Here is a 21,178-nt window from a genome sequence, read left to right as displayed (position 1 = left end):
CACCTGCAAAGTAGCAAATAATTCTCGAATTTTTATGAAATTCTCGGATAAAAAGGGTTGCAACAAACTGGATAACAGTTTAGTTACAACCCTTTTTATTAATCCAAATTACATTGTCGCAACTTAGTGTCTAAATTCATCATTGCTAGTTTACTATCCCCTAAAGCACTCTCTACCTTCACTAAGGCAGTTCTGGGTTCTGCTTCCTTGTTTTGTAGATTTTCTAAAGCTACCGAAAGCATGAGTTTTATTCGATTTAACTGATTGACTTCACTTGCCCCTGGATCATAGTCAATGGGCGCTATATTTGCTTGAGGGTAGGATCTCCTAATTTCTCTGAACATGCCTTTACCCGTGATATGATTTGGTAAGCAGGCGAAGGGTTGTAAACACACAATGTTATTAACACCACTGCGAATTAACTCGACCATCTCTCCGGTCAGAAACCACCCCTCTCCAGACTGATTTGAGAGGGACAGGTGTTTTTCCGCATACTTAGCGATCTCTTCTATGGGCTTTGGGGCTTCGAACCGTTTGCTAGCTTCCAAGGCTCTTTTCATTTCTTTACGATAGGATTCTATTCTGTTAATTGAAAGAATGCCGGACACCATGCCCCAAAAACTACCCGATAGTTGTTCATATTTAATGCGGTTATCAAAAGCGCTGTATAAGAGAAAGTCAGCAAGATCAGGAACGACAGCTTCAGATCCTTCCGCCTCCAACAGATCCACAATGTTATTATTAGCGGTAGGATGGAATTTAACGAGTATTTCTCCCACGACCCCAACCCTCGGCTTAACCACATCTTCAAATAGTTCCAGATTATCAAAATCCTTAACGATTTGACGAATATTCACGATGTAATCCTTTTTATTTCCTTTCTTTAAGGATTCTTGGCAACGCAGGACCCAATAATCATACAAGTGATTGGCAGAACCTGGAGATTTCTCGTACGGACGAACTCTATAAAGAACCCTCATCAAGAGATCTCCGTACATTAACCCCATCATTAACTGATTGAACATCGGTAGTGTGAGTTTAAAGCCTGGATTATTTTCCAAATTAGAAGAATTTCCTGTATTTAACGCAATGACAGGGACCTGTTCCAGGTTAGCGTCTTTTAACGCCTTTCTGATAAACGCGATATAGTTTGTCGCTCGGCATCCACCCCCAGTTTGGGAAATAATCACCGAAGTGTTGTTCAAGTCATACTTACCAGATCCCAACGCTTTCATTAACTGGCCTACGACGATAATAGCCGGGTAACAAGCATCGTTATGCACATACCTTAGCCCTTCGTCAATCGCGGACTTATCAACGGAGGGCAAAAATTCGATCGTGTACCCCGCATTCTCAAATCCTGTCTTAAAAAACTGGAAATGAATCGGTGACATCTGTGGCGCTAAAATAGTATGTGTTTTCTTCATTTCTTTGGTAAATAAAACTTTCTGTGGCTTATTATAAATCTTCTTGGGAATAAAATTTCTCTTATCTCGCTCAATGATAGCCGCGATCATGGACCGTAAACGAATTCTTGCGGCACCTAAGTTGTTAATCTCATCAATTTTCAGCACCGTATATATTTTTCCAAAGGCTTCAAGAATTTCTTTAATTTGGTCAGTGGTTACTGCATCAAGTCCACATCCAAACGAATTCAGTTGAATTAACTCTAAATCTCTTTGTTCCGCTACATAGCTAGCCGCAGTGTACTCTCTTGAATGATATACCCACTGATCTACAACCCTCAAAGGTCTCTCAACCTCACCGAGATGCTGAATAGAATCTTCGGACAAAATTGCGAATCCATAGGAACCGATCATCTCTGGTATTCCATGATTAATTTCTGGATCAATGTGATAAGGTCTGCCTGCGAGAACAATTCCCTTTAGATTTTTTTCCCGGATATAGAGCAGGGTTTCTTCTCCTTTTATTCGTACCTCTTCCTTATACCTGTCTTGTTCTGCATAAGCCTTCTTCAGAGCGCTAGCAAGCTCACGCTTTGGTATTTTTTCAGGTGCTAACTCTTCAGACAATCGTTTAACCATTCTACTTGGCATATCCAGTGGTAAGAAAGGGTGATAAAACGTAACACCAGGTTCCCTAAGGTTATCCATGTTCGCATTGATGGTCTCTGGGTAAGATGTCACAATGGGGCAATTGTAATGGTTATCTGCCTTTGGATCCTCTGGTCGGGCATAAGGAATGCAGGGATAGAATAATTTCCTTACCCCCTTATTCATTAAGTCAATCATGTGTCCGTGTACAAGTTTAGCCGGGTAACAGGCAGAATCAGAAGGAATTGTATCCATTCCCAGCTCATAAATTTGTTTAGATGATCGGCCAGAAATAATAACTTGATAACCCAGTTCCGTAAAAAACGTAAACCAAAAGGGGTAGTCCTCATAGATATTTAAAACGCGAGGAATTCCGATCGTCCCTCTCCACGCCTTTTCTTTTGTTAAGGGCTTGTAGCTGAAAACTCTTTTATACTTATATTCATAGAGATTGGGTATTTCTCTTTTTACGACGTCTTTTCCAGCGCCTCTTTCGCAACGGTTTCCTGAAATATACTCACTCCCACCCGAGAACCGTTTGATACTGACTAAGCAATTGTTCCCACATAATCCACAACGTTTTGTCGATGTCTCTGTTTTGAAATCCAACAAATCATTACCTTGTACGAGGTTAGATTGATTCCCAAATTCATAACGATCTCTAGCAATCAAAGCAACACCAAAAGCACCCATGATGCCTGCTATATCCGGACGAACCACTTCTTGTTTTGTTATTTTCTCAAAAGCCCGAAGGACAGCATCATTATGAAAAGTCCCCCCCTGGACGACGATTTTCTTACCAAGGTCCTCAGCATTTCTCAAGCGAATCACTTTATAAAGAGCATTCTTAATGACTGAAATGGATATTCCCGCGGAAATATCACTAATCTCAGCTCCTTCTTTCTGTGCCTGTTTTACTTTAGAGTTCATAAATACCGTGCAACGAGTCCCAAGATCGACAGGATGTCTTGACTCCTGGCTTAATCTGGAAAATTCTTCGACATCCAGGTTTAGAGAATTTGCAAAGGTTTCTACAAAGGATCCACATCCAGAAGAACATGCTTCATTCAAAGTGATTGAATCAATGACCCCATCCCGTATCACTAAGCTTTTCATGTCTTGCCCACCAATATCTAAGACAAAATCAACACCCGGCAGGAAGAAATTCGCAGCTGTATAATGAGCTACCGTTTCAATTTCTCCGATATCCACTTTCAGGGCAGCTTTTATAAGATGCTCCCCATAGCCGGTAACAGCTGAGTTAACAATGGATGTTTTGTCATTTAGTTTTGCATACAAACTTTTTAAAGCATCTATAGTCGATTCTAGGGGATTCCCCATATTACTGCCATAGTGCGAATATAATAAGCTCCCCATTTCATCCACAAGCGCAATCTTGGTGGTCGTCGACCCTGCATCAATCCCGAGATAGGCATTTCCTTCGTAACTGTCTAGTTCTATACGCTTGACCTTATGTGAGGAATGTCGCTCATTAAACTCGATATACTCCTCATCATTGGCGAATAAAATTTCCAGCTTTTCACTCTCGACATTATTAATCTTATGAATCATGGGCGTTTTTCCGGATAAACACTCGAATGTGAAAGGCATCTTACCTCGAGAAGAAAGTGCGGCTCCGATCGCTACAAAAAATTGTGAATCGTTAGGAAAGATTACATTCTTGTTTTGCAGATTAAGGGTTTCAATAAAACGCCCTCTTAGCTCTGACATAAAATGGAGCGGACCGCCTAAAAACGCGACATTTCCAATAATTGGACGGCCCTGGGCCAGGCCACTAATCGTTTGATTGACTACGGCCTGTAAGACGGACACAGCAATATCCTCTCTGGCCGCTCCTTCATTTAACAAGGGCTGTACATCGGTCTTAGCAAATACCCCGCACCTAGATGCAATGGGGTAAATTGTATGATAGTTTTTGGCAAGATCATTTAATCCCGGAGCATCGGTTTGTAATAATGAGGCCATTTGATCAATAAACGCCCCTGTACCTCCGGCACAGGTTCCATTCATTCGCTGTTCAACGGATTCTCCAAAATAGGTTATTTTGGCATCCTCGCCTCCAAGTTCTATAGCAGCATCCGTATTAGGAATGACACTTTTAATTGCGTTCGTACATGCTATCACTTCTTGAATAAATGGGACCTCAAGCTTCTGGGAAATATTGTACCCCCCCGATCCAGTCACCATCAGGGTCAATAAGTGTCCGTGTAACATCGCTTTGGCATCATCAAGTATTGTAACGACAGTACTTCTTATATTAGAAAAATGCCTAAGATATTTTTTATAAACAATATTTTCACCAGCATCCAGGACTACTATTTTTACGGTTGTAGAACCAACATCCAAGCCAATATTTAAAACACTACTCATTTTATTCCTCCACTATGTATAACATTTGTGAATTGATAATTGCGAAACTACATAGAACAGGTTATTCCTTTTGCGAAAATTTTAACAAAACTTGAAATACATACTTGGATATCTGTGTCAAAGGTTAGCTTATTCATAATCAAAAAGGTAATAAATAAACCGAAGTTTGTCGTTAAAAAAGTGGTGGCCAATGCTTCAGGATTTTCCTGTATGACCCCTCTATCCCTCATTTTTTCGAAATAGCGAGACAATAGTCTCTTCAACTCATTAGGAAACTTAAACAATGTCGCATCAAATTGTGGGTTCAATTCATCATTCTTTAAATGCATTAAAATAATCTTTTGATTTTTATATAATGTATCTTGATAAGAGGAACATATTTTCGTTAAATCTTTTTCTAAATCCCATTCTAATCCTTCAAATAAAGCTCTAAATTCAGGAGAAAATACGAATTTATCAAATGCCTTTTCAAATAAATTATGCTTGCTTTCGAAATGCCTAAAAAGTGTCATTTCGCTTACGCCAGCTTCTTTAGCAATTTCTTTAGTTGTCACTGCGTTATATCCTTTTTGAGAGAAAAGAACTATGGAGGCATTTAAGATTTTATCTTCTGTATTTAAAAACACAGCTTTATTCTCCCTACTTGCGAAAATGATGTTAGTTTCTACTAACATCAGTTTATCATTCTCTCCGAACAACTTCAATCCAAAAGTAAGGAACCGTTACCTGAATTTGTTTATTAATAGTTGTATTTAAACATATTCAGAAAAATCATAAAAAGAGCTGTTTTGCGAAATGATCGCAAATAGCTCTTTTTGCTTTCTAAAGTCTATATATACCTCATAAGAAGTATTTTATGGCCCGCGGTGTTTTTCGTAGGTCCCCCAAACCCGTGTTTCTTTATTGTCTACCATATGAATCCCCATTGCCCAGACATCCTGGACCTGTAAATCTTCATCCAGGACCACTAGATCTGCATCATAACCGACACGAATCATACCTTTGTGTTCTAAGTGAAGTACATTTGCCACATTAGAGGTAATTGTTCGCAAAGCAACCTCCATGGGAAGTCCAAAGCGTAACACTGACTCTCTAACATCACGCCACAGAACCTCTACCGAACCGACGCCCATGCCAACAAGCACGCCAGCTTCGTTGTATTGGGGCATACTTCCATTCCCATCAGAAGTCACGGTGACCCGATCATTAAGGATTTGACGTTCGTGTAACAAATGCAAGACAGCAGGTACCTGCAGTTCCGCAGGAAAATCGTCACATCCAGCAGTAAGGTCAATACATCCACCTGCGATTAGAAATTGAATCCCTTGTTCCAGGAGAGAATGCGTGCGGTTAATGTGAGTAGGCATAAATTGCGTAATGGGAATCTCGGTTTGATCAAGAATCGTCCAAATGGGTTGCAATCCTTGCTTTCCCTCTCCAAGATGGAGATGAACCACCCCAGCTTTTCCTCCAAGCATCCCTCCTACTCGAGCCTCAGCAGCTAAATGCTCAAGTTCCGCTATTTGAGGTTGGGCCGAACGATGATCCGATATCGCGATTTCTCCTGCACCTATGACTTTTTTGATCAACACCAAGTCCTGTTGTAATGTCGGTAACAGAGTCCTAGTCGGTACCTGGTAGGCACCACTATAGACAAACGACGAAATTCCCTCATCTTCAAGTGCTTGAGCCTTAACGAGAAGTTCTGACATAGAACGGGATACGGAATCGGTCCCTAAACAGCCAACAACCGTCGTCGTTCCCCCTCGAGTTAATTGGGAAAGTTGAATTTCTGGAGTACGCGATGACGGGCCTGCTTCTCCCCCTCCTCCGCATATATGCACATGAGCATCGATAAACCCTGGGACCATTGTTTTGCCTTGAAGATCAATCACATCTCCTTTCACAAAGTCGGGAAAGAGCAATTTCTTTCCTATAGCCGCTATACACTTGCCAACAATTAGAACGTCCGTATCCTCAATCAGTTCAGGAGTATAAAGTTTTGCATTTTTAATGAGTTTCCACACTTTGATTCCTCCTATTCGGAGGTAGAATGCCCCACTTTTATAGCAATATTCCCCCAGAGAAAAGCATTTCTTTTTTTCCACAAGCATATGGTTATTAAGGAAAACTTGACCCCATAATAGTTTACTATTTCGTCAACTACGATATTGGAGGGTTTTATGCCGAAAAGGACTTTTGTCTACGGAGCGACCATACTCTTGGGAGCTAATCTGTTAAACCGTATTCTGGGCTTTACTTTCCAATATCTAATCATGAACAATATTGGGGGTGAAGCCTATGGTCTTTTTAACATGGTATTCCCGATCTACATGTTGGCCCTTGTCTTCACCACCGCCGGCATTCCCTTGGCGATTGCGAAAATGGTCTCCGAAGAAGTGTCCCTTGGGCGTGTACGCCAAGCCCAAGCTATCTTCCGTCTGGCCCTTTGGTTTCTCAGTATTTCAGGTGCCGTTGTATCAACCGTTCTCTATTTCCTTACTCCATACCTCGCTCATCGAATTTTTCCAGATCCTAGGGTACTTAATATATTTCTAATTTGTACCCCAGCCATTTTTATTGTTTCCGTGTCTTCGGCTTTTCGCGGCTACTTCCAAGGTTTACAAAACATGATCCCGACAGCGATTAGCCAGATTTGCGAACAAATTGTACGAGTCATAGTCGGTTATACTATAGCCATTAGGCTTCTCCGGGACGGAGTAGAATGGGCTGCGGCAGGATTAGCTTTGGGCATGTTAGCAGGAGAACTGGTTGGTTTATTGGCCATTGCTCTTCAGTATCGGAGGGTTAAGCCCAACTTCACTGAGAAAAGTCAGGAATCCGGTTATTCCTCACGGCTCATCATGAGCCAATTATGGCACCTTGCTTCTCCTGTAACCGTAGGAAGGCTGTTTTCCACAGGTTTATCTGCCTTGGATGCCATGCTCATTCCCATGCGCCTTCAAGTAGCCGGATATGGAGCGCGGGCAGCAACTACTTTATTCGGGCAACTTGGAGGTGCAGCTTTTACGTTACTTACTTTCCCGAGTGTCTTTACCTTTGCCTTAGCAACTTCACTGGTCCCTGCGATTTCCGAAGCAGCTGCACGACGCCAATTTCACATCGTCCGAGCCCGCAGTGCAGAAGCCATTCGGTTAACGATTCTTATCGGAATTCCTTGCCTGATTATTCTATTTTATTTTTCCCGGCCACTCACAGCATTTTTCAGAAGTATGGATATCGCTCCCGTTCTGCGTGTGTTAGCTTTGGGGGGTATTTTTTCCTATATTCAACAAACCACAACCGGAATACTTCAAGGACTTGGGAAGGTTCAACTTCCTGTCCTTCATTCCATCATTGCGGCGATCATTCGCATTCCAGTCTTAATCTATCTAACAGGCCTTCCCCAATGGGGCCTCCGTGGAACAGCTTGGGCCTATACAATTGGTTTTTTTATTATGGCTGCCCTAAATATCACGGCAATTGCCCGGTACACAGGAATGGCGTTAGACCTTCAACGATTCGTCCTCCAACCTGTTAGTGGAGGAATCGGCATGCTGCTCGTTTTTCATTTTTTGGACCCGATCTTCGGGGGAAACGTCATTGGTTATCTCATTGAATTTTCACTCGGATTTACACTTTACAGTATGATATTATTTATCAATGGTGGCGTAACGTTCACAGATTTGAAACGTCTTCCGTGGATTGGCAAATTTATCAATCTTTAAATGAGTTCTAAGTTATTTCCACCAGCGGCGAATTTGATCCCCTAATTGCCAATATGACAAAAGAAATGTTCCAAGAATAAATAAAAGAACTAAAAATTTATAGACAAAGTAGACCTTAATAACCGTTAAAAGAACCATTATAACGCCTAAAAGTGCGGGAACTGCCAGCAACTTTAATAATGTATTTGGTTTTTCTTTGTTTCTGAACCCGGGGTAAGAAAATGTAACAATAAAAAGGATAAAGTAAACGATAAAAGTTTCCATAATCATAAATTAAACTTCCTCCATTAGCAAAAAGACATTTACTATCCATAATTTGAACACTATAAATCGCCAACAATATGTGAATACTACAACTGTCCCAAAGATATAGAATGAGAGGAGATGTCATAAATGAGCCGAAAAAACAATCGGAACAACAGTGGTATCCTTCCAGAGTCTGTGTTGGAACAATTCAAATGGGAAGTTGCAGAAGAATTAGGCCTAAGTTCGAAGATTAAAACTCAAGGATGGGAAAATATGACTTCTCGGGAATGTGGTCATGTGGGAGGAAGAATCGGTGGTAGTATGGTTAAAACAATGATTCGCAGAGCAAAGGAATCTCTTAATAGTACGACTTCCCTGTAACTTAAAAACTATCTAAAGTTAAATTAAAGGAGTACAGAAATTCTGTACTCCTTTAATTATTTCCGGTTAAAAACGGTTTGCCAGGGCTGAAGACACTTGAAATCCGTTAAATCGCTATGCATAGGTGTGATGGAAATAAAGTCTTCCTGTATCGCTCTTAAATCTGTATCGTCTTCAAGGTCTTGAGTCAAATTTCCAGACTGCCAAAAATAGGTCCTTCCATGTGGGTCAACACGACGTTCGAAAACATTATCATAAATAGCTTTGCCTAATCTAGTTACTTTTAGACCACGCCACTCAGACTCAGGCTTGCCCGGAATATTGATATTGACTAATCCTTCCCGATGATGCTGAATGATGAAATCTAATTGTTTTACTAAAAAATTTGCTGCTGGTTCAAAATCCACAAGCTCAAAGCTTGCTAAAGATACCGCTATCGAAGGAACCCCGAGTAATACACCTTCCATCGCTGCAGAGACAGTTCCCGAATAAAAAATATCCGTACCTAAGTTTGGGCCATGGTTTATACCTGAAATAAGGAGATCAGGTTTGGGAATAAGCCCCCCCTGAATCGCAAGTTTAACGCAGTCAGAAGGAGTTCCGCTAATAGCATACCCCCGCTGTCCTTCAAGATTATGTTCTGAAATAAATAGAGGCTGAAACAAAGTGATAGAGTGTCCAGTAGCTGAACGCTGACCTTCCGGGGCAACAATGCTAATTTCATGGTTTGTGTGTAATCTAAGGATTCGGTGTAAAGTTTGAATCCCAGGTGCATGATAGCCATCATCATTTGTCAGTAAAATATGCATTCCATTCCCCCCACTCACTCTACTTCGTAGACAGAGATTACCATCTTATCGTCTTTTTTTGTTAAGCCAAACATTAGTCTATGATCTTTCAAATTCTTATTAAGAAAATCAACTATCTTGTAGAGTTCACCATTTAAACCCAACCTTAGAGTGGCAATAAGTTCTATCTTTCCTTGGGGAACGGACGGGTTTGTTGGTTGATTACCCATGATTACCTCTTTCTTAGCGTTTGTATCCCTGAATCAGCGAAAAAGCCTCAGATCTTGTAATGGAATTAGTTTTGAAGATCCCACGAACTGCAGACGTTAATGTTTGTGAACCTGCCTTCTTAACACCTCTCATGGTCATACACATATGCTCTGCCTCAATCACAACCACAACACCGAGTGGGTCAAGTTCGCCCATGATAGCATTGGCGATTTGCGATGTCAAACGTTCCTGAAGCTGCGGTCTGCGTGCAAACCCTTCAACGACACGAGCAAATTTTGATAACCCAGTAATTTTCCCCTTCCGCGGGATATAAGCAATATGGGCCTTTCCGTAAAAGGGTACAAGATGATGTTCGCACATGGAATAGACAGGAATATCCTTAACAATTACCATCTCTTCATGCTCTTCTGAAAATTGTACTTTTAAGTGTCGACTAGGATCGTCATGTAACCCGGCAAATACCTCATCATACATTCTGGCTACACGCTTCGGTGTATCTATTAATCCTTCACGTTCAGGGTCTTCCCCTATGGCCTCCAAAATCATGTAAACGGCTTTCTCGATTTTTTCTAAATCCATCCCCATTGCTCTTCTTCTCCTTTACCCTCATAGTCTCCCCGTTAAACGAATATTAAAGCTGTCCAATATAAACGTGTGTTTGAGGAATGACTCGAACGTTAATAAGTTTCTTCAGAAAAAGGTTTTGCCACTCTAAGAGTTGGTAAGGCTTGGGAACATTAATATTTTTTGTTTTGGTAACAGGTTGTAAAATTGTTAGAATCGATGGGTCAACTCTTGCAATTAGGTCACAGGCTTGTTGTAGATCTTTCGAGATAGTTTCCTCATGAACGACAATTTTTACAAAGACTTCTTTTGGCAAGCTATATCTTAGAAAAGATTCGTGAACATCCCAGAAAGCCTGTCCATTAAACGGCAATTTTATATCCATACTGATGATATCGACCCAAGGTAAAACTTTAAGAAGTTGATCCGGCAAAGTCCCATTGGTCTCAAGATAGATTGTTAAACCTTTTTCTTTTAGAATGGGTAATAAAACTTGGAGTTCATCGGCCCAAAGAAGGGGCTCTCCTCCTGTGATGCTTAGAGAGTGATGCATGGAAAAATCATAGGTATGAAGCAACTCTAATAGTTTATCAAGGGGCACGGGGTTTTCCATCTCGTTAAAATCCCGAGAACCAGGTACTGACTCAATTCGGAACTGTTGTGACATCTTAGTCTCAGTATCACAGTAAGGACACGCCAAGTTGCACTTGGGTATACGGAGGAAAATTTGTCGGACTCCGACGTATGGACCTTCCCCTTGAATCGACGAAAAAATTTCTGTAATAGGTATTTTTTGCATTATTGAACTCCTCGAACTTTGCAACGCGCAAGGCGCATAGATAGGACCTCATCACAATACTGTTTGGCAACATTCTCTCCAAACGATAATACATCCTGAATATGAAGGTTCGCCAGGCCAATAGTGGGAATCGGCGTGTTCTTATTCGACACATTCAGTCCACAATGGATCAGAGTGGATACCGGGGAAAGGGTACTGATACTCACCGAGAGTTTTTTGTCCTCTTCATAAAGGTCATCCCCACTCCGGCTCAGAGTTTTAACACCAAGCTTTTCGAGTTCTTCTTTGATCGTAGCGATCAATAGCCTTTGACGAATAATAGTCTTTTCTAAATCCAATTCGAAATGTTCAACAATAAAATGCAACATGTCCTCACTATAAATCCAGTCCTGAGCTAAGACATCCTCCATATCCACCATCTCATCTTGTTCTACACGGCACGATCCCCGAAACACGCTTATGCTATCACCCATAAGACCAAAGTTTTTATAGGCAAATAAGGATTGGAGTTGACTGCCATCATAGTTCAGAAGTTTTTGTAATACATGGTATTTCATGAGTGTTTCCTCTTTTCTCAGGCAGTTTAAACTTATTCAAGTTCTTTTTCACAAAGTTCTTCATTGACATTAAATAGTTGATTGACAAGTCCCTGAGCATTATTACTTATCAAGGCACGTTTTAACCTTTGGCAACTCTCACACTGCCCGCATACCCTCTCCGTACTTTCATAACAACTCCATATATGCTCAAAAGGAATATTCATTCGCAATCCTTCTCTAACAATCTCCATTTTTGCGAAAATGGAAGTGGGACTCACTACGGTCACCTTTTCTTGAGTTGAGTATAGGAAGCATCGATTTATAGCCTCTATAAATTCCAAAGAATTGTCTGGAAACGTCGCCGCCTCCTCACGATTAAAACCTGTAATCAAAGACGTAGATTCTCCCATGTTTTCTGCGAAAACGGCAGCGATGTTTAAGAAAAGGGCATTGCGATTGGGGACCCATACCTGACGAGCACTTTGGAGCGTTATTTCTTGAAGATCAAGTTCTTCAAATTCCATATTGGGCAAATCCTCAGAACGATTAACTAGAGCAGAATGAGTCTGTTCCTGTAAAAAAGGTAGGGGAATTACGTGATGTGGAATGTTATAATACTCTGCAATTTTTCGTGCGGCAGAAACTTCTTTTTCACTGGCCCTTTGTCCATAATCAAAAGTAAGGGCTAAATTTACAATGTCCTTTTCTAAGTAGAGCGCCAACGCAACCGTTGAGTCCAAGCCACCCGAAAGTAAGGCGATTCCTGCCATTTATTAGTCCTCCTTAAAAATGGCCCAAGTATCCGGAGATTCGTAAACTTTGACCCAAGCTAAACGTTTTTCAGATAGAACCAAATCTTGCTTTAATTTCATAAATAAAAATTCTGCGAGGTGCTCGGCGGTTGGATTGACCCCATCAGGTCCAAAGGAAGGCAGGTCATTTAATAAACTATGATCTAGAAACTTTAAGACTTTTCGAATAGTCAGCTTAACTTCGCTAAAATCTATTAGCATTCCTAAATGATCTAATTGTTTACCTTCAATACAAACAACAACATTCCAACGATGACCATGCAAGTTGGCACACTTACCGTCATAGTTGCGGATAAAATGAGCAGCATCGAAATGCGCTTGAACACATACCTGAAACATTTTATTCTCCTTATTTGACATAGTACATTTATTCTAACATTATTATTTGCAAAAGAAAAATGAAATATCAATCTAATATCGAAAGCGTAACACTTATTTACTATCGTGCAATAAAAAAAGAGAAGGGATTCTCCCTTCTCGGTTATGCTAGCTTTAATGCCTTATTAAAACAGTCGATCGCCGTATCGGATTCATCCATTTGGTCATAAATATTTCCCAGTAAGGCCCATCCCGCTGAATGGTTCGGGTCTATTTCAAAGAGTTTGTTCAGTGAATCAATGCCTTCCTGCCAATTTCCTTTGCGAGTTAAGCAAACGCTTAAATTGTAAAGAATGAGCGGATTGTTGGGTGCTAACGCCAGAGCTTCACGGTAGTATTCTGTAGCTTTTCTGGTACGCCCCTGATGAACCAAAGTAAAGGCTAAATTATTAAGTAGAATAGGATCGTTAGGATAAATATTTTTTGCACGATCTAACAAATTTAAAGCATCCTGAGATCGGCCCTGGTTTTGATAAACAGCTGAAAGGTTACATAATGCATCATAATGATCAGGTTCATATTTAAGTACAAATTTATAATACTCAATTCCTTTTTTGATCTTATCATTTTGAATGTAACAATACGCTAATCTTGCCGCTAAATCCGGGGTTCCTCCATAACGAAGCGCTCTGTCAAAACTTATACAAGCATCGGACAACTGTTCCAATACCAGATGCATCTCAGCTTTCATTTCCCAATATAAGGATTCTCGTGGTCGAAGTTGACAACATCCTTGAAAACACCTTAAAGCTTCTAGATGTTCATTATGAAACGCGTAAATGATTCCAAGACGATAATTTGTTTCAGCATTTTGAGGCGCAGCCCGCAAAGAATTATCCAAGGCCTTTATCGCCTCACGCCAATCTCCAAGTTCCAAATGACAATCAGCTAGCAGATCCCAATAAATTGCATTCTGAGGTTTTGTTTGAATTGCCCGCATGATCGTTTCTTTAGCCTGTGGAATAAGTGCTTGTCCAAGATAACAGCGTGAGAGAAGATAACTTATATCAGGTGAATCTTCAATCTGGTTACCTTCCAGACTTTCCAAATAATCTCTCGCTTCTTGAAACGCTTGTGCCTCAATTAAATATCGCACCTCTGTTAAACATAGTTTAGGCGAATTCCGATTTAACAAATCCACCCAATACCTGATAGCTTCGTCCGTCTTACCGAAACGATGATGCCATTGGGCTTGGAAAAAACTCCACATATACGAATTTTGAAGAGATGGCCTTTTTTGTTTAACATTTGAGGCCAAAGGTAGATCCATAGTCTTCGCCCCTTTTTACTTATTTTACCATATTAGACTTCTCCTTCCGGTGCTCTATCCCCTTCTCTTTATTCCTAAAATCGAACGTCAAATGCCACTGAAATGCGCGTTATTTCTTAAAAAGGAACTACCATATCCACTTCTCTCGTCAGTTTTCCGAAATACTTCCTCTGGTTCGTTTAAATAGTTTACAATGACATAAAGAATTCTACTTGCAAGAAAAATAAAGAGGTCGCTTTATAGCGCCTCTTCACAATTATGGCAGTATCCATAAAATTTTAAATTATGATCCATTATTTTAAAATTATTGCGTTTGGTGATGACAGCTTCGAGTGATTCTAATAAATCATCATCAAATTCAGAGACATTTCCACAACGTAAACAAATGAGGTGATGGTGATGATGATGTTCATCTTTTCTGCTGAATTCATACCTGCTTCGCCCATCACCGAAATCATTTTTTAGTAAAACTCCAATTTCCGCCAATATGTCTAGTGTACGGTAAACCGTAGCTAAGCCAATTTCCGGGTTTTGATGTTTAACAAGCATATACACTTCTTCAGCACTCAAATGACGATCTACATGTTCCAGAAACGTTTCTAGTATCGTCTGACGCTGAGGGGTAACCTTATAGGCGCGATTGCGCAACAGTTTGCAAATAGTTTCGAATGTTTTCAATTCTTCCACCCCCAGCCCTCCTCCATATAATTTCTATTATATGTCAAAGAAAGCCCTTTGCAAAGGGTCATCTGCAAAAAAACTAACGACTAAATACCTCATAAATAGCAAACTTCAAATAGTCTGTTTCTTCACTTCCTAGAAGCACAGGGTGGTCTAGGCCAGCTCGTCTAAATTCAATCAGCCGCAATACTTTATGCGCGTCCATAGCTGCATCTTGTAGCATATTCAAAAACCGCGCGGCACTTAAATGGTACGAACATGATGCCGTAACCAAAATACCACCTTCGCGAACCATCTTCATACCCTGAAGATTTATTTCTTTATATCCCCGTACGGCCCCTTCTAATGCTTTACGATTTTTGGCAAATGCAGGAGGGTCTAAAATAACAATATCCCAAGTTTTTTTATCCTTCACTTTTTCCCTCAAAAAGTCAAAAGCATTGGCTGCCACAAATTCAGTACGATGTAAAAAGCCATTAAGCAAAGCATTACCTCTGGCCATTTCAATAGCCTTCTCTGAGATATCTAAACACGTTACCTTTTTGGCACCGAATAGACAGGCATGTAACATAAATGAACCCGTATGCGAAAAACAATCTAACACTTCAGCACCATCCCAAAAGGGATTCTTTAGTTCTCTGCCTTTCGCATCGATCGGAGGCCCATCTCCCTCAACTTTAATACCGTGCCTAGCCCCCCATCCTGTCATCAGAGGCTTCAAGGCTGCTCTATTTTCTCTCTGATCAAAGAAATAGCCTGTTTTCTGTCCCTCAGCTACATCCACTACAATACTTAACCCATTTTCACGAACTGTTACTTGGGTGTCAAACGGCTCATCAACAAAACCCTCTCTTTCCTCGAGTCCCTCAAGTCGTCTTACCGGAACATCGCTTCGTTCATAGATACCTCTAGGGTTAAAGATCTTTCTCAACGAATTATAGACCCATTGGCGGCGCACTTCTATCCCCAAGGAAAGAATTTGAACAACTAGGACATCTTCATACTTATCGATAATTAACCCTGGTAAGAAATCCGCTTCCCCATGGACAACCCGACACGATGAAATTTCCGGTGATAACCACTTCCGCCGCTTCCAAGCTTGCTCGATTTTATCCAGGAATAAGTTTTCATCCACTTCAACTTGCTCGGAATAGGTCAGAATGCGAATGATGAGTTGGGATAGAGGATTATAAAATCCCTTGGCTAAAAAATGTCCGACATGATTAAAAATATGTATAATATCCCCACCCTGAGGATCTCCCTCAATCGTTTCGATTTCACCGGGATAAACCCAAGGATGCCCTTGCTCGAGCCTTTTCTTACGATTTTGTTTAAGAAATGCCTTTGGAACAGTCATTAAATCTTCCTCGCTTTCCAGTCTACCTTTAATATGACATGATCATCCTTAAAAATATACCTTGAAAGTTCAATAAAAGGAAGCTTTTGCTTCCTTTTATTGATTTATTTCATATCGTTGTAATAAGTCTAAATTTCTAATACCACGTCCGGTATGGATAAGGATATGGGGCAGGATAGGGATAGCCAGTGGGGATATAGCGCGGTGACGCAAGCGTTCCTAAACCAAAGCCCAAAGCAAAGGGAATAAGCCCAAATCCAAACATAAGAGCAACTCCTTCCTAAAATAAGATCCACTTCTACATTCCATTATATGGCAATTACCCTCTTTTTGGTGACTATAAAACCGTCCTCATTATAAGGACGGTTAACAAAGGACTCAATTCAAATTCACTTCAACACGTCTCCATTTTAAGAGAATCGATCTCGCACAACATCCACGATTTCATCAGCACTTCGACCTGATGCGTTTATAACAGGGATCTTCACTGGCCATTCCGGAACAAAAATATTGGTTCCGTCTCCTTTAACAACAACAGCTTGAACATTACGTAAAGAAGAACCTTCTAACTGAGTCGTTTTAAAACCTGCATTATTTAGAGCCTGAGTAACATTTGCGAGTCCATCTTCAACAGCGATCGTCTTATACATTTTATCACCTTCCTTACTTTATTTTCCCCCTATATATTTAACGTATGCAGGATCAATTTTCCTTTAAAAATCATAACTCTCTTTAAACTGGATCTGGTAATCCGGCGATACGAGCGCGTGCTGAATTTGTATACGTGGGGACGTATCAGGAAACATTGCCTCAATAGAGCACGTTATTTCGCTTTGAGTTTCTATAGACAAATGAATAGTATTTCTCTGAGGAGGCGTTCTCTGGAGGATAATTGAATAGTTTCCAGACGATTGTTGCACTCCCTTCAGTTGAAATTTTTTAGGAATTTTAGACATGGGCAAAAACTCGTCAGTTTGTACTTCAAAGGGTTTAGGACCTTCTAAATGAAGACGGACTAAATACGGCTCGCTTGAATAATTAAGTTTGATTGAAATTTCGAGGGTTCTCTCTGAGTTTTTGTTCTTTTCTACGACTGATGTATTAACTATTAATGGCGGGCTTACATTAAGTATGGGTACATAGAGACTCTTACCTTCCTGTCCGCTTAGGTCTTTCACTAGCTGATTTGGCAAACGTTCACTTGAGAAAATATGTACCAAGCCTTCACTACTTCCTGACCACTCCTCACGAACCGTAACCGCTTGCTGGTAATCTTTTGTGTAGGTCGGAATCAACCCTAAAAATAGAACAACTAAGCAGGTAACAGCTAACGCAGGCTTTTGGGTATGGTAAACTATTTTTTTTACAAGTTCTTTCTTTGTAATCACAACATGTAAACAAGCTAAAAAGAAGGGGACAAGTAGTAAACCATAAATCCCAAGGAAAATTAAGGGATATTTATGGATTGCTTCATAAAAGCTGACCCACTGCTGTGAATTCAAGAGTTCAAAGTGCAGACAATAGATAAAATATGGGCCCAAAACTACCAAGATAATGTTAGGTAAGAAAATCTGTAAATCAAAGCATAGAAGCCAAAATACGAAGGGAAAAGCGAGGTCAATTCGAGAAAGTGCTAATAATAAGCTGACCCCTAATAGGAATATTACTCCTATAAACCAATAAAGATGGGGGTCCCGTGCTAAAGGGAGCTTATCAATCCAACTCGCTAGGATTATTAATATCCCAAGGGCGATGCCAATACGAGCTAGTACAAAGAGTGTAGGATAAGCGTAGTATAGTAACTTAACCTGTTTAATCCAAGACCAAAGAATTTCTCCAATTCCACTTAAGCCAACTACAATCAGACTCAAAACTATAGTAACTCCTAGAATTCCCAAAATTCCTTTCCAGTCTAATATATGCTTATTCGAATTTTTTCTCAAAAACTGTATCAAGAGGAAAACCGTAACTATAAACGTGAAGAAGGTGAAAATAAGGATTCCATAGTTCGGGAGAATAAACACATTCTTGCCAATTTGAAAAGGTAAATATAATTCATCCCATACATGGGGTCCCAGCTTCTCCAACTTTACATTCGTCAGCAAACGATGGGCATAATCGCCAACTTTCTTCATTTCTTCCATAGAAACACGATCGAGGCGATCTTCAGGTCGATGAAAATATCCCGCTGGGCGCCCAGAAATACCGAGTCCAAGTGCTGGAATTCTCTTATCCAAGAATGAACTAAAATCGCTTGCGCCGCCTTGAGTACTTTCACGGGCCATTAAGATAGAATCGCGACTAAGATGAAAGGAGATATGACTCTCGCCCGCCAATGCAACTACTTGCTTAATTAGCTCAGGAGGAGTAGATTTCTTACCTGCTACGTCTATTTCCAAGGGAGTCCCCACCATGTCGACATTGAGCATCCATCGAACGGCTGATAAATCTGCTTGGGTTGTATAGAATTGGGACCCCACAAGACCATACTCTTCTGCTCCGAAGAAAATAAATTGATAGGTATCTTCATGAGGTTCTTGACTCAGCACTCTAGCGAGTTCGAGTAAAACCCCGACACCTGAAGCATTGTCCACTGCACCAGGAGCATTTAAACTTGCAGAATCGTAATGGGCACCTACGACAATAGTGTCGGGACGGTTACCTGGCAATTCCGCAATAATGTTTTGGCTGTTGATCAGTTCAACTTGTTGTTCACGTTGGATGACTGAGGTCTCTCGAGCCACAGCTTTGCTAAAAGGCTGTTCATGTACCTTCCAGCCATTTTGATTCAACACATAAGAAATATACTGCGCAGCCTTTAGCTCCGACTTACTTCCAGCTGGTCTGGGCCCAATTTTTTGAGCAAGGTATGTTACATGCTCATATGCCTTTGCAGCTGAGAATGACGATGTAACCCCATTGGGGTACGAAATTCTTGTGTTAGTGTAGACCTGCCATGAAATAACCATAAGACATAAAATTGCTACCAATATAATGACACTAGTTTTGAAAAATTTCATAGTTTTATACCCTTTCAAAGTGTAAAATCGCTTTGCCAATTCTTATGAAAAACTTATTGGGGTTATGCCACACAATACTAGGAACCTTTTGAACGTATATGGTATACTAAAGATAAGATTAAACTTGGGAGAAGTATGCACCATGTCAAAACGAAAGTCTTTCATCGCTTTCCTCTTTCTACTTTTATGCTCTACGTTGCTTTTAAGTGGGTGTACTATTAAAGTACCAAAACTATTTCCTAAAGTTATCCCAATTTCTAACCTGCCCGCCGAAGCTCTTTTTGTTGATAAAGATCCGATCTATAATCAAACGGTAACCCTCATTCAGTCCGCTCAAACCTCGATCTATATTGAGCAAGCAGAGTTTGATGACCCTAGACTTATTCAGCTTCTACTCACTAAATCTCATTCAGGGATAGATGTCCGTATTCTTTTGGACCAATGGCAAAAGGTAAATCGCTCAACATTGGATCAATTGAAAAGTCAAGACGTATCGGTTCAGTTTTATCCAGCACAAAAAGGGCAGGTTAATCATACCAAGTACTTGATTATCGACCAAAACCGCGCCTTCATCTATGGTCCCCCTTGGACAGCCAGCGGACTACAAGCTCACGATCTTGCAGTAGAGCTATCCGGAAAAGCTGCTTGGAAAGTAGCTAGCCAATTCTCAAAAGATTGGTTGTTTACTACAACTCTTCCTTTGCCTGTGCCAAAAACATCTTCACTACCCGAAGATAATATTGTTTTAGCCGTTAATGCCAACGTAAAACAGCAACTTACAGATCAAATAACCACAAGCACAAAATCAATCTGGATAGAAATTCCGGAAGTCACTGACCCTGATCTCATTCAAGCATTAACCGACGCAGCCGAAAAAGGGCGCGACATTCGACTTATTACTGATCGAGCAGTGACAAGTAAAATACCCGTAACCATAGAAAAATTAAAAACAAAAGGCGTTAGTATAAGATATTTTCCTAGTAATCAGACGTTGAGCATGCACATGGCTATTTTTGACAACAAGCTATTTCTTCTAACCAGTTCAGATTGGACCCATTATTCATTTATTGCCAATCACGAATTTTCCATTACTATCCCTTCCCCAGTCGCATCTGCCAAATTAGGTGAGATATTTAAGCAAGACTGGGAGAAAAGTACTGAGTGACGAAGATTAATTAGCTTAGGTAAACATAAGAACAACAAAAGGAACAGGTATTTGCCTGCTCCTTTTGTTGTTCTTATGTCTGATTTAGTTTAAATGGGTTATAAATCAGTCGATGACCTAATTAAGTTCTAAATCATCTAAGTGCTGACAGTCTCCAATCAGTTTTGGCACCCACTGCTGGCCTTCAACCTCGAGTATATTTAAGGCAGTATTATGTTGCCAAGGTGTTTTAGCCCACTCATGAACCTCAAAGCCTAAAGCTTTTGTAACCAGCAATTTCAAGGTTAGACCATGTGTAACAAGACAAACCGTCTGGCCTTGATGGGCTTTAATGATATGTTGCAAAAATTTCCAGGCCCTTTTTTGGACAATTTCCATGTTCTCCCCGCCGGGAGTAGTCACAAGATGTGGTTCTGAGTCCCAAATCTTAAAGATCTCTGGATATTCAACACGAAGCTCTTGCCAAATACGCCCTTCCCATTCACCAAAACCGAACTCACGTAGCGCGGAATCAGTAGATAGTCTTTCTAGCCCAAGTTCTCGGCGGATTTCTTCCGCTGTACCCACCGCTCGCAGGGAATCACTAGAGTATATATGCTCGATTCCCTCATCCCTTAACCTAAATGCTAACGAACGAGCTTGAAGTATCCCTTTTTCCGTAAGCGGAGAATCTAACGTTCCTTGTACTCGCCCCTCAGTGTTCCATAAAGTCTGGCCGTGGCGAGTTAATATGATCCGTGTCATTATTACACCCCTTAAAATAATAGGGGTAGG

Annotated in this window: 21 protein-coding genes; 3 read left to right on the top strand and 18 right to left on the bottom strand. The window is 40.6% G+C overall.

Annotated elements, in window-relative coordinates:
* Positions 1-98: 98 nt before the first annotated feature.
* The 3 genes from E4K68_RS12430 to iadA form a co-directional block, all read right to left on the bottom strand.
* Complete coding sequence (locus tag E4K68_RS12430; RefSeq protein ID WP_135379256.1) at positions 99-4,445, bottom strand: 2-hydroxyacyl-CoA dehydratase; 4,347 nt, start codon at positions 4,443-4,445, stop codon at positions 99-101.
* Between the two features lie 47 nt (positions 4,446-4,492).
* Entirely contained in the window at positions 4,493-5,119 is a 627-nt protein-coding gene (locus E4K68_RS12425; protein ID WP_135379255.1) for a TetR/AcrR family transcriptional regulator, read from the bottom strand.
* 180 nt (positions 5,120-5,299) lie between these two features.
* On the bottom strand, positions 5,300-6,472 hold the full coding sequence (gene iadA, locus E4K68_RS12420) for a beta-aspartyl-peptidase (protein WP_135379254.1): 1,173 nt from the start codon (positions 6,470-6,472) through the stop codon (positions 5,300-5,302).
* A gap of 156 nt (positions 6,473-6,628) precedes the next feature.
* On the opposite strand from iadA, the gene E4K68_RS12415 reads away from it, so the two are divergent.
* The gene (locus E4K68_RS12415; protein WP_135379253.1) at positions 6,629-8,173 is read left to right on the top strand and encodes a polysaccharide biosynthesis protein; all 1,545 of its coding nucleotides are present in this window, start codon (positions 6,629-6,631) and stop codon (positions 8,171-8,173) included.
* A gap of 12 nt (positions 8,174-8,185) precedes the next feature.
* Here E4K68_RS12415 and E4K68_RS12410 read toward each other — a convergent pair whose 3' ends face one another.
* Complete coding sequence (locus E4K68_RS12410; protein WP_135379252.1) at positions 8,186-8,443, bottom strand: hypothetical protein; 258 nt, start codon at positions 8,441-8,443, stop codon at positions 8,186-8,188.
* A gap of 123 nt (positions 8,444-8,566) precedes the next feature.
* Between E4K68_RS12410 and E4K68_RS12405 the strand changes: the two genes are divergently transcribed.
* Positions 8,567-8,800 (top strand): alpha/beta-type small acid-soluble spore protein, encoded by a 234-nt coding sequence (locus E4K68_RS12405; RefSeq protein ID WP_135379251.1) that lies wholly within the window; start codon positions 8,567-8,569, stop codon positions 8,798-8,800.
* A 56-nt stretch (positions 8,801-8,856) separates the two neighbouring features.
* Here the strand turns inward: E4K68_RS12405 and surE are convergent, their stop codons facing one another.
* From surE to E4K68_RS12345, 13 genes are all read right to left on the bottom strand, one after another.
* Positions 8,857-9,609, bottom strand: coding sequence for a 5'/3'-nucleotidase SurE (gene surE / locus E4K68_RS12400; protein WP_135379250.1), 753 nt, complete (start codon positions 9,607-9,609; stop codon positions 8,857-8,859).
* Between the two features lie 14 nt (positions 9,610-9,623).
* Positions 9,624-9,818 (bottom strand): YpmA family protein, encoded by a 195-nt coding sequence (locus E4K68_RS12395; protein ID WP_135379249.1) that lies wholly within the window; start codon positions 9,816-9,818, stop codon positions 9,624-9,626.
* 13 nt (positions 9,819-9,831) lie between these two features.
* On the bottom strand, positions 9,832-10,404 hold the full coding sequence (gene folE, locus E4K68_RS12390) for a GTP cyclohydrolase I FolE (protein ID WP_199241759.1): 573 nt from the start codon (positions 10,402-10,404) through the stop codon (positions 9,832-9,834).
* 46 nt (positions 10,405-10,450) lie between these two features.
* On the bottom strand, positions 10,451-11,182 hold the full coding sequence (locus E4K68_RS12385) for a 7-carboxy-7-deazaguanine synthase QueE (RefSeq protein ID WP_135379248.1): 732 nt from the start codon (positions 11,180-11,182) through the stop codon (positions 10,451-10,453).
* Complete coding sequence (locus E4K68_RS12380; protein ID WP_135379247.1) at positions 11,182-11,739, bottom strand: DUF366 family protein; 558 nt, start codon at positions 11,737-11,739, stop codon at positions 11,182-11,184. Before E4K68_RS12380 ends, E4K68_RS12385 begins: the two co-directional genes overlap by 1 nt.
* A gap of 32 nt (positions 11,740-11,771) precedes the next feature.
* Positions 11,772-12,491 (bottom strand): 7-cyano-7-deazaguanine synthase QueC, encoded by a 720-nt coding sequence (gene queC, locus E4K68_RS12375; RefSeq protein WP_135379246.1) that lies wholly within the window; start codon positions 12,489-12,491, stop codon positions 11,772-11,774.
* A 3-nt stretch (positions 12,492-12,494) separates the two neighbouring features.
* Positions 12,495-12,872: a 6-carboxytetrahydropterin synthase QueD gene (gene queD, locus E4K68_RS12370; RefSeq protein WP_135379245.1), complete on the bottom strand. Its 378-nt coding sequence runs from the start codon at positions 12,870-12,872 to the stop codon at positions 12,495-12,497.
* Positions 12,873-13,014: 142 nt separating this feature from the next.
* Positions 13,015-14,181, bottom strand: coding sequence for a tetratricopeptide repeat protein (locus tag E4K68_RS12365; RefSeq protein WP_135379244.1), 1,167 nt, complete (start codon positions 14,179-14,181; stop codon positions 13,015-13,017).
* Positions 14,182-14,418: 237 nt separating this feature from the next.
* Positions 14,419-14,868, bottom strand: coding sequence for a transcriptional repressor (locus E4K68_RS12360; RefSeq protein WP_135379243.1), 450 nt, complete (start codon positions 14,866-14,868; stop codon positions 14,419-14,421).
* A 73-nt stretch (positions 14,869-14,941) separates the two neighbouring features.
* A complete protein-coding gene (locus tag E4K68_RS12355; RefSeq protein WP_135379242.1) occupies positions 14,942-16,219 on the bottom strand; it encodes a class I SAM-dependent rRNA methyltransferase in 1,278 nt (425 codons plus the stop codon).
* Between the two features lie 136 nt (positions 16,220-16,355).
* Positions 16,356-16,484 carry a hypothetical protein gene (locus E4K68_RS21440; protein ID WP_282432985.1) on the bottom strand — a complete coding sequence of 43 codons (129 nt, stop codon included), beginning with the start codon at positions 16,482-16,484 and terminating at the stop codon, positions 16,356-16,358.
* Between the two features lie 145 nt (positions 16,485-16,629).
* The gene (locus E4K68_RS12350; protein WP_135379241.1) at positions 16,630-16,869 is read right to left on the bottom strand and encodes a YkuS family protein; all 240 of its coding nucleotides are present in this window, start codon (positions 16,867-16,869) and stop codon (positions 16,630-16,632) included.
* 63 nt (positions 16,870-16,932) lie between these two features.
* A complete protein-coding gene (locus E4K68_RS12345; protein WP_135379240.1) occupies positions 16,933-19,239 on the bottom strand; it encodes a M20/M25/M40 family metallo-hydrolase in 2,307 nt (768 codons plus the stop codon).
* Positions 19,240-19,381: 142 nt separating this feature from the next.
* Between E4K68_RS12345 and E4K68_RS12340 the strand changes: the two genes are divergently transcribed.
* The gene (locus E4K68_RS12340) at positions 19,382-20,404 is read left to right on the top strand and encodes a phosphatidylserine/phosphatidylglycerophosphate/cardiolipin synthase family protein (RefSeq protein ID WP_135379239.1); all 1,023 of its coding nucleotides are present in this window, start codon (positions 19,382-19,384) and stop codon (positions 20,402-20,404) included.
* 117 nt (positions 20,405-20,521) lie between these two features.
* Here E4K68_RS12340 and E4K68_RS12335 read toward each other — a convergent pair whose 3' ends face one another.
* Positions 20,522-21,148 (bottom strand): histidine phosphatase family protein, encoded by a 627-nt coding sequence (locus E4K68_RS12335; RefSeq protein WP_135379238.1) that lies wholly within the window; start codon positions 21,146-21,148, stop codon positions 20,522-20,524.
* Between the last annotated feature and the right edge of the window lie 30 nt (positions 21,149-21,178).

Source organism: Desulfosporosinus sp. Sb-LF (genome assembly GCF_004766055.1).
Taxonomy (GTDB): domain Bacteria; phylum Bacillota; class Desulfitobacteriia; order Desulfitobacteriales; family Desulfitobacteriaceae; genus Desulfosporosinus.
Note: the sequence above shows the minus strand (reverse complement) of the source record. Positions and strands in the feature narration are given on the sequence as shown.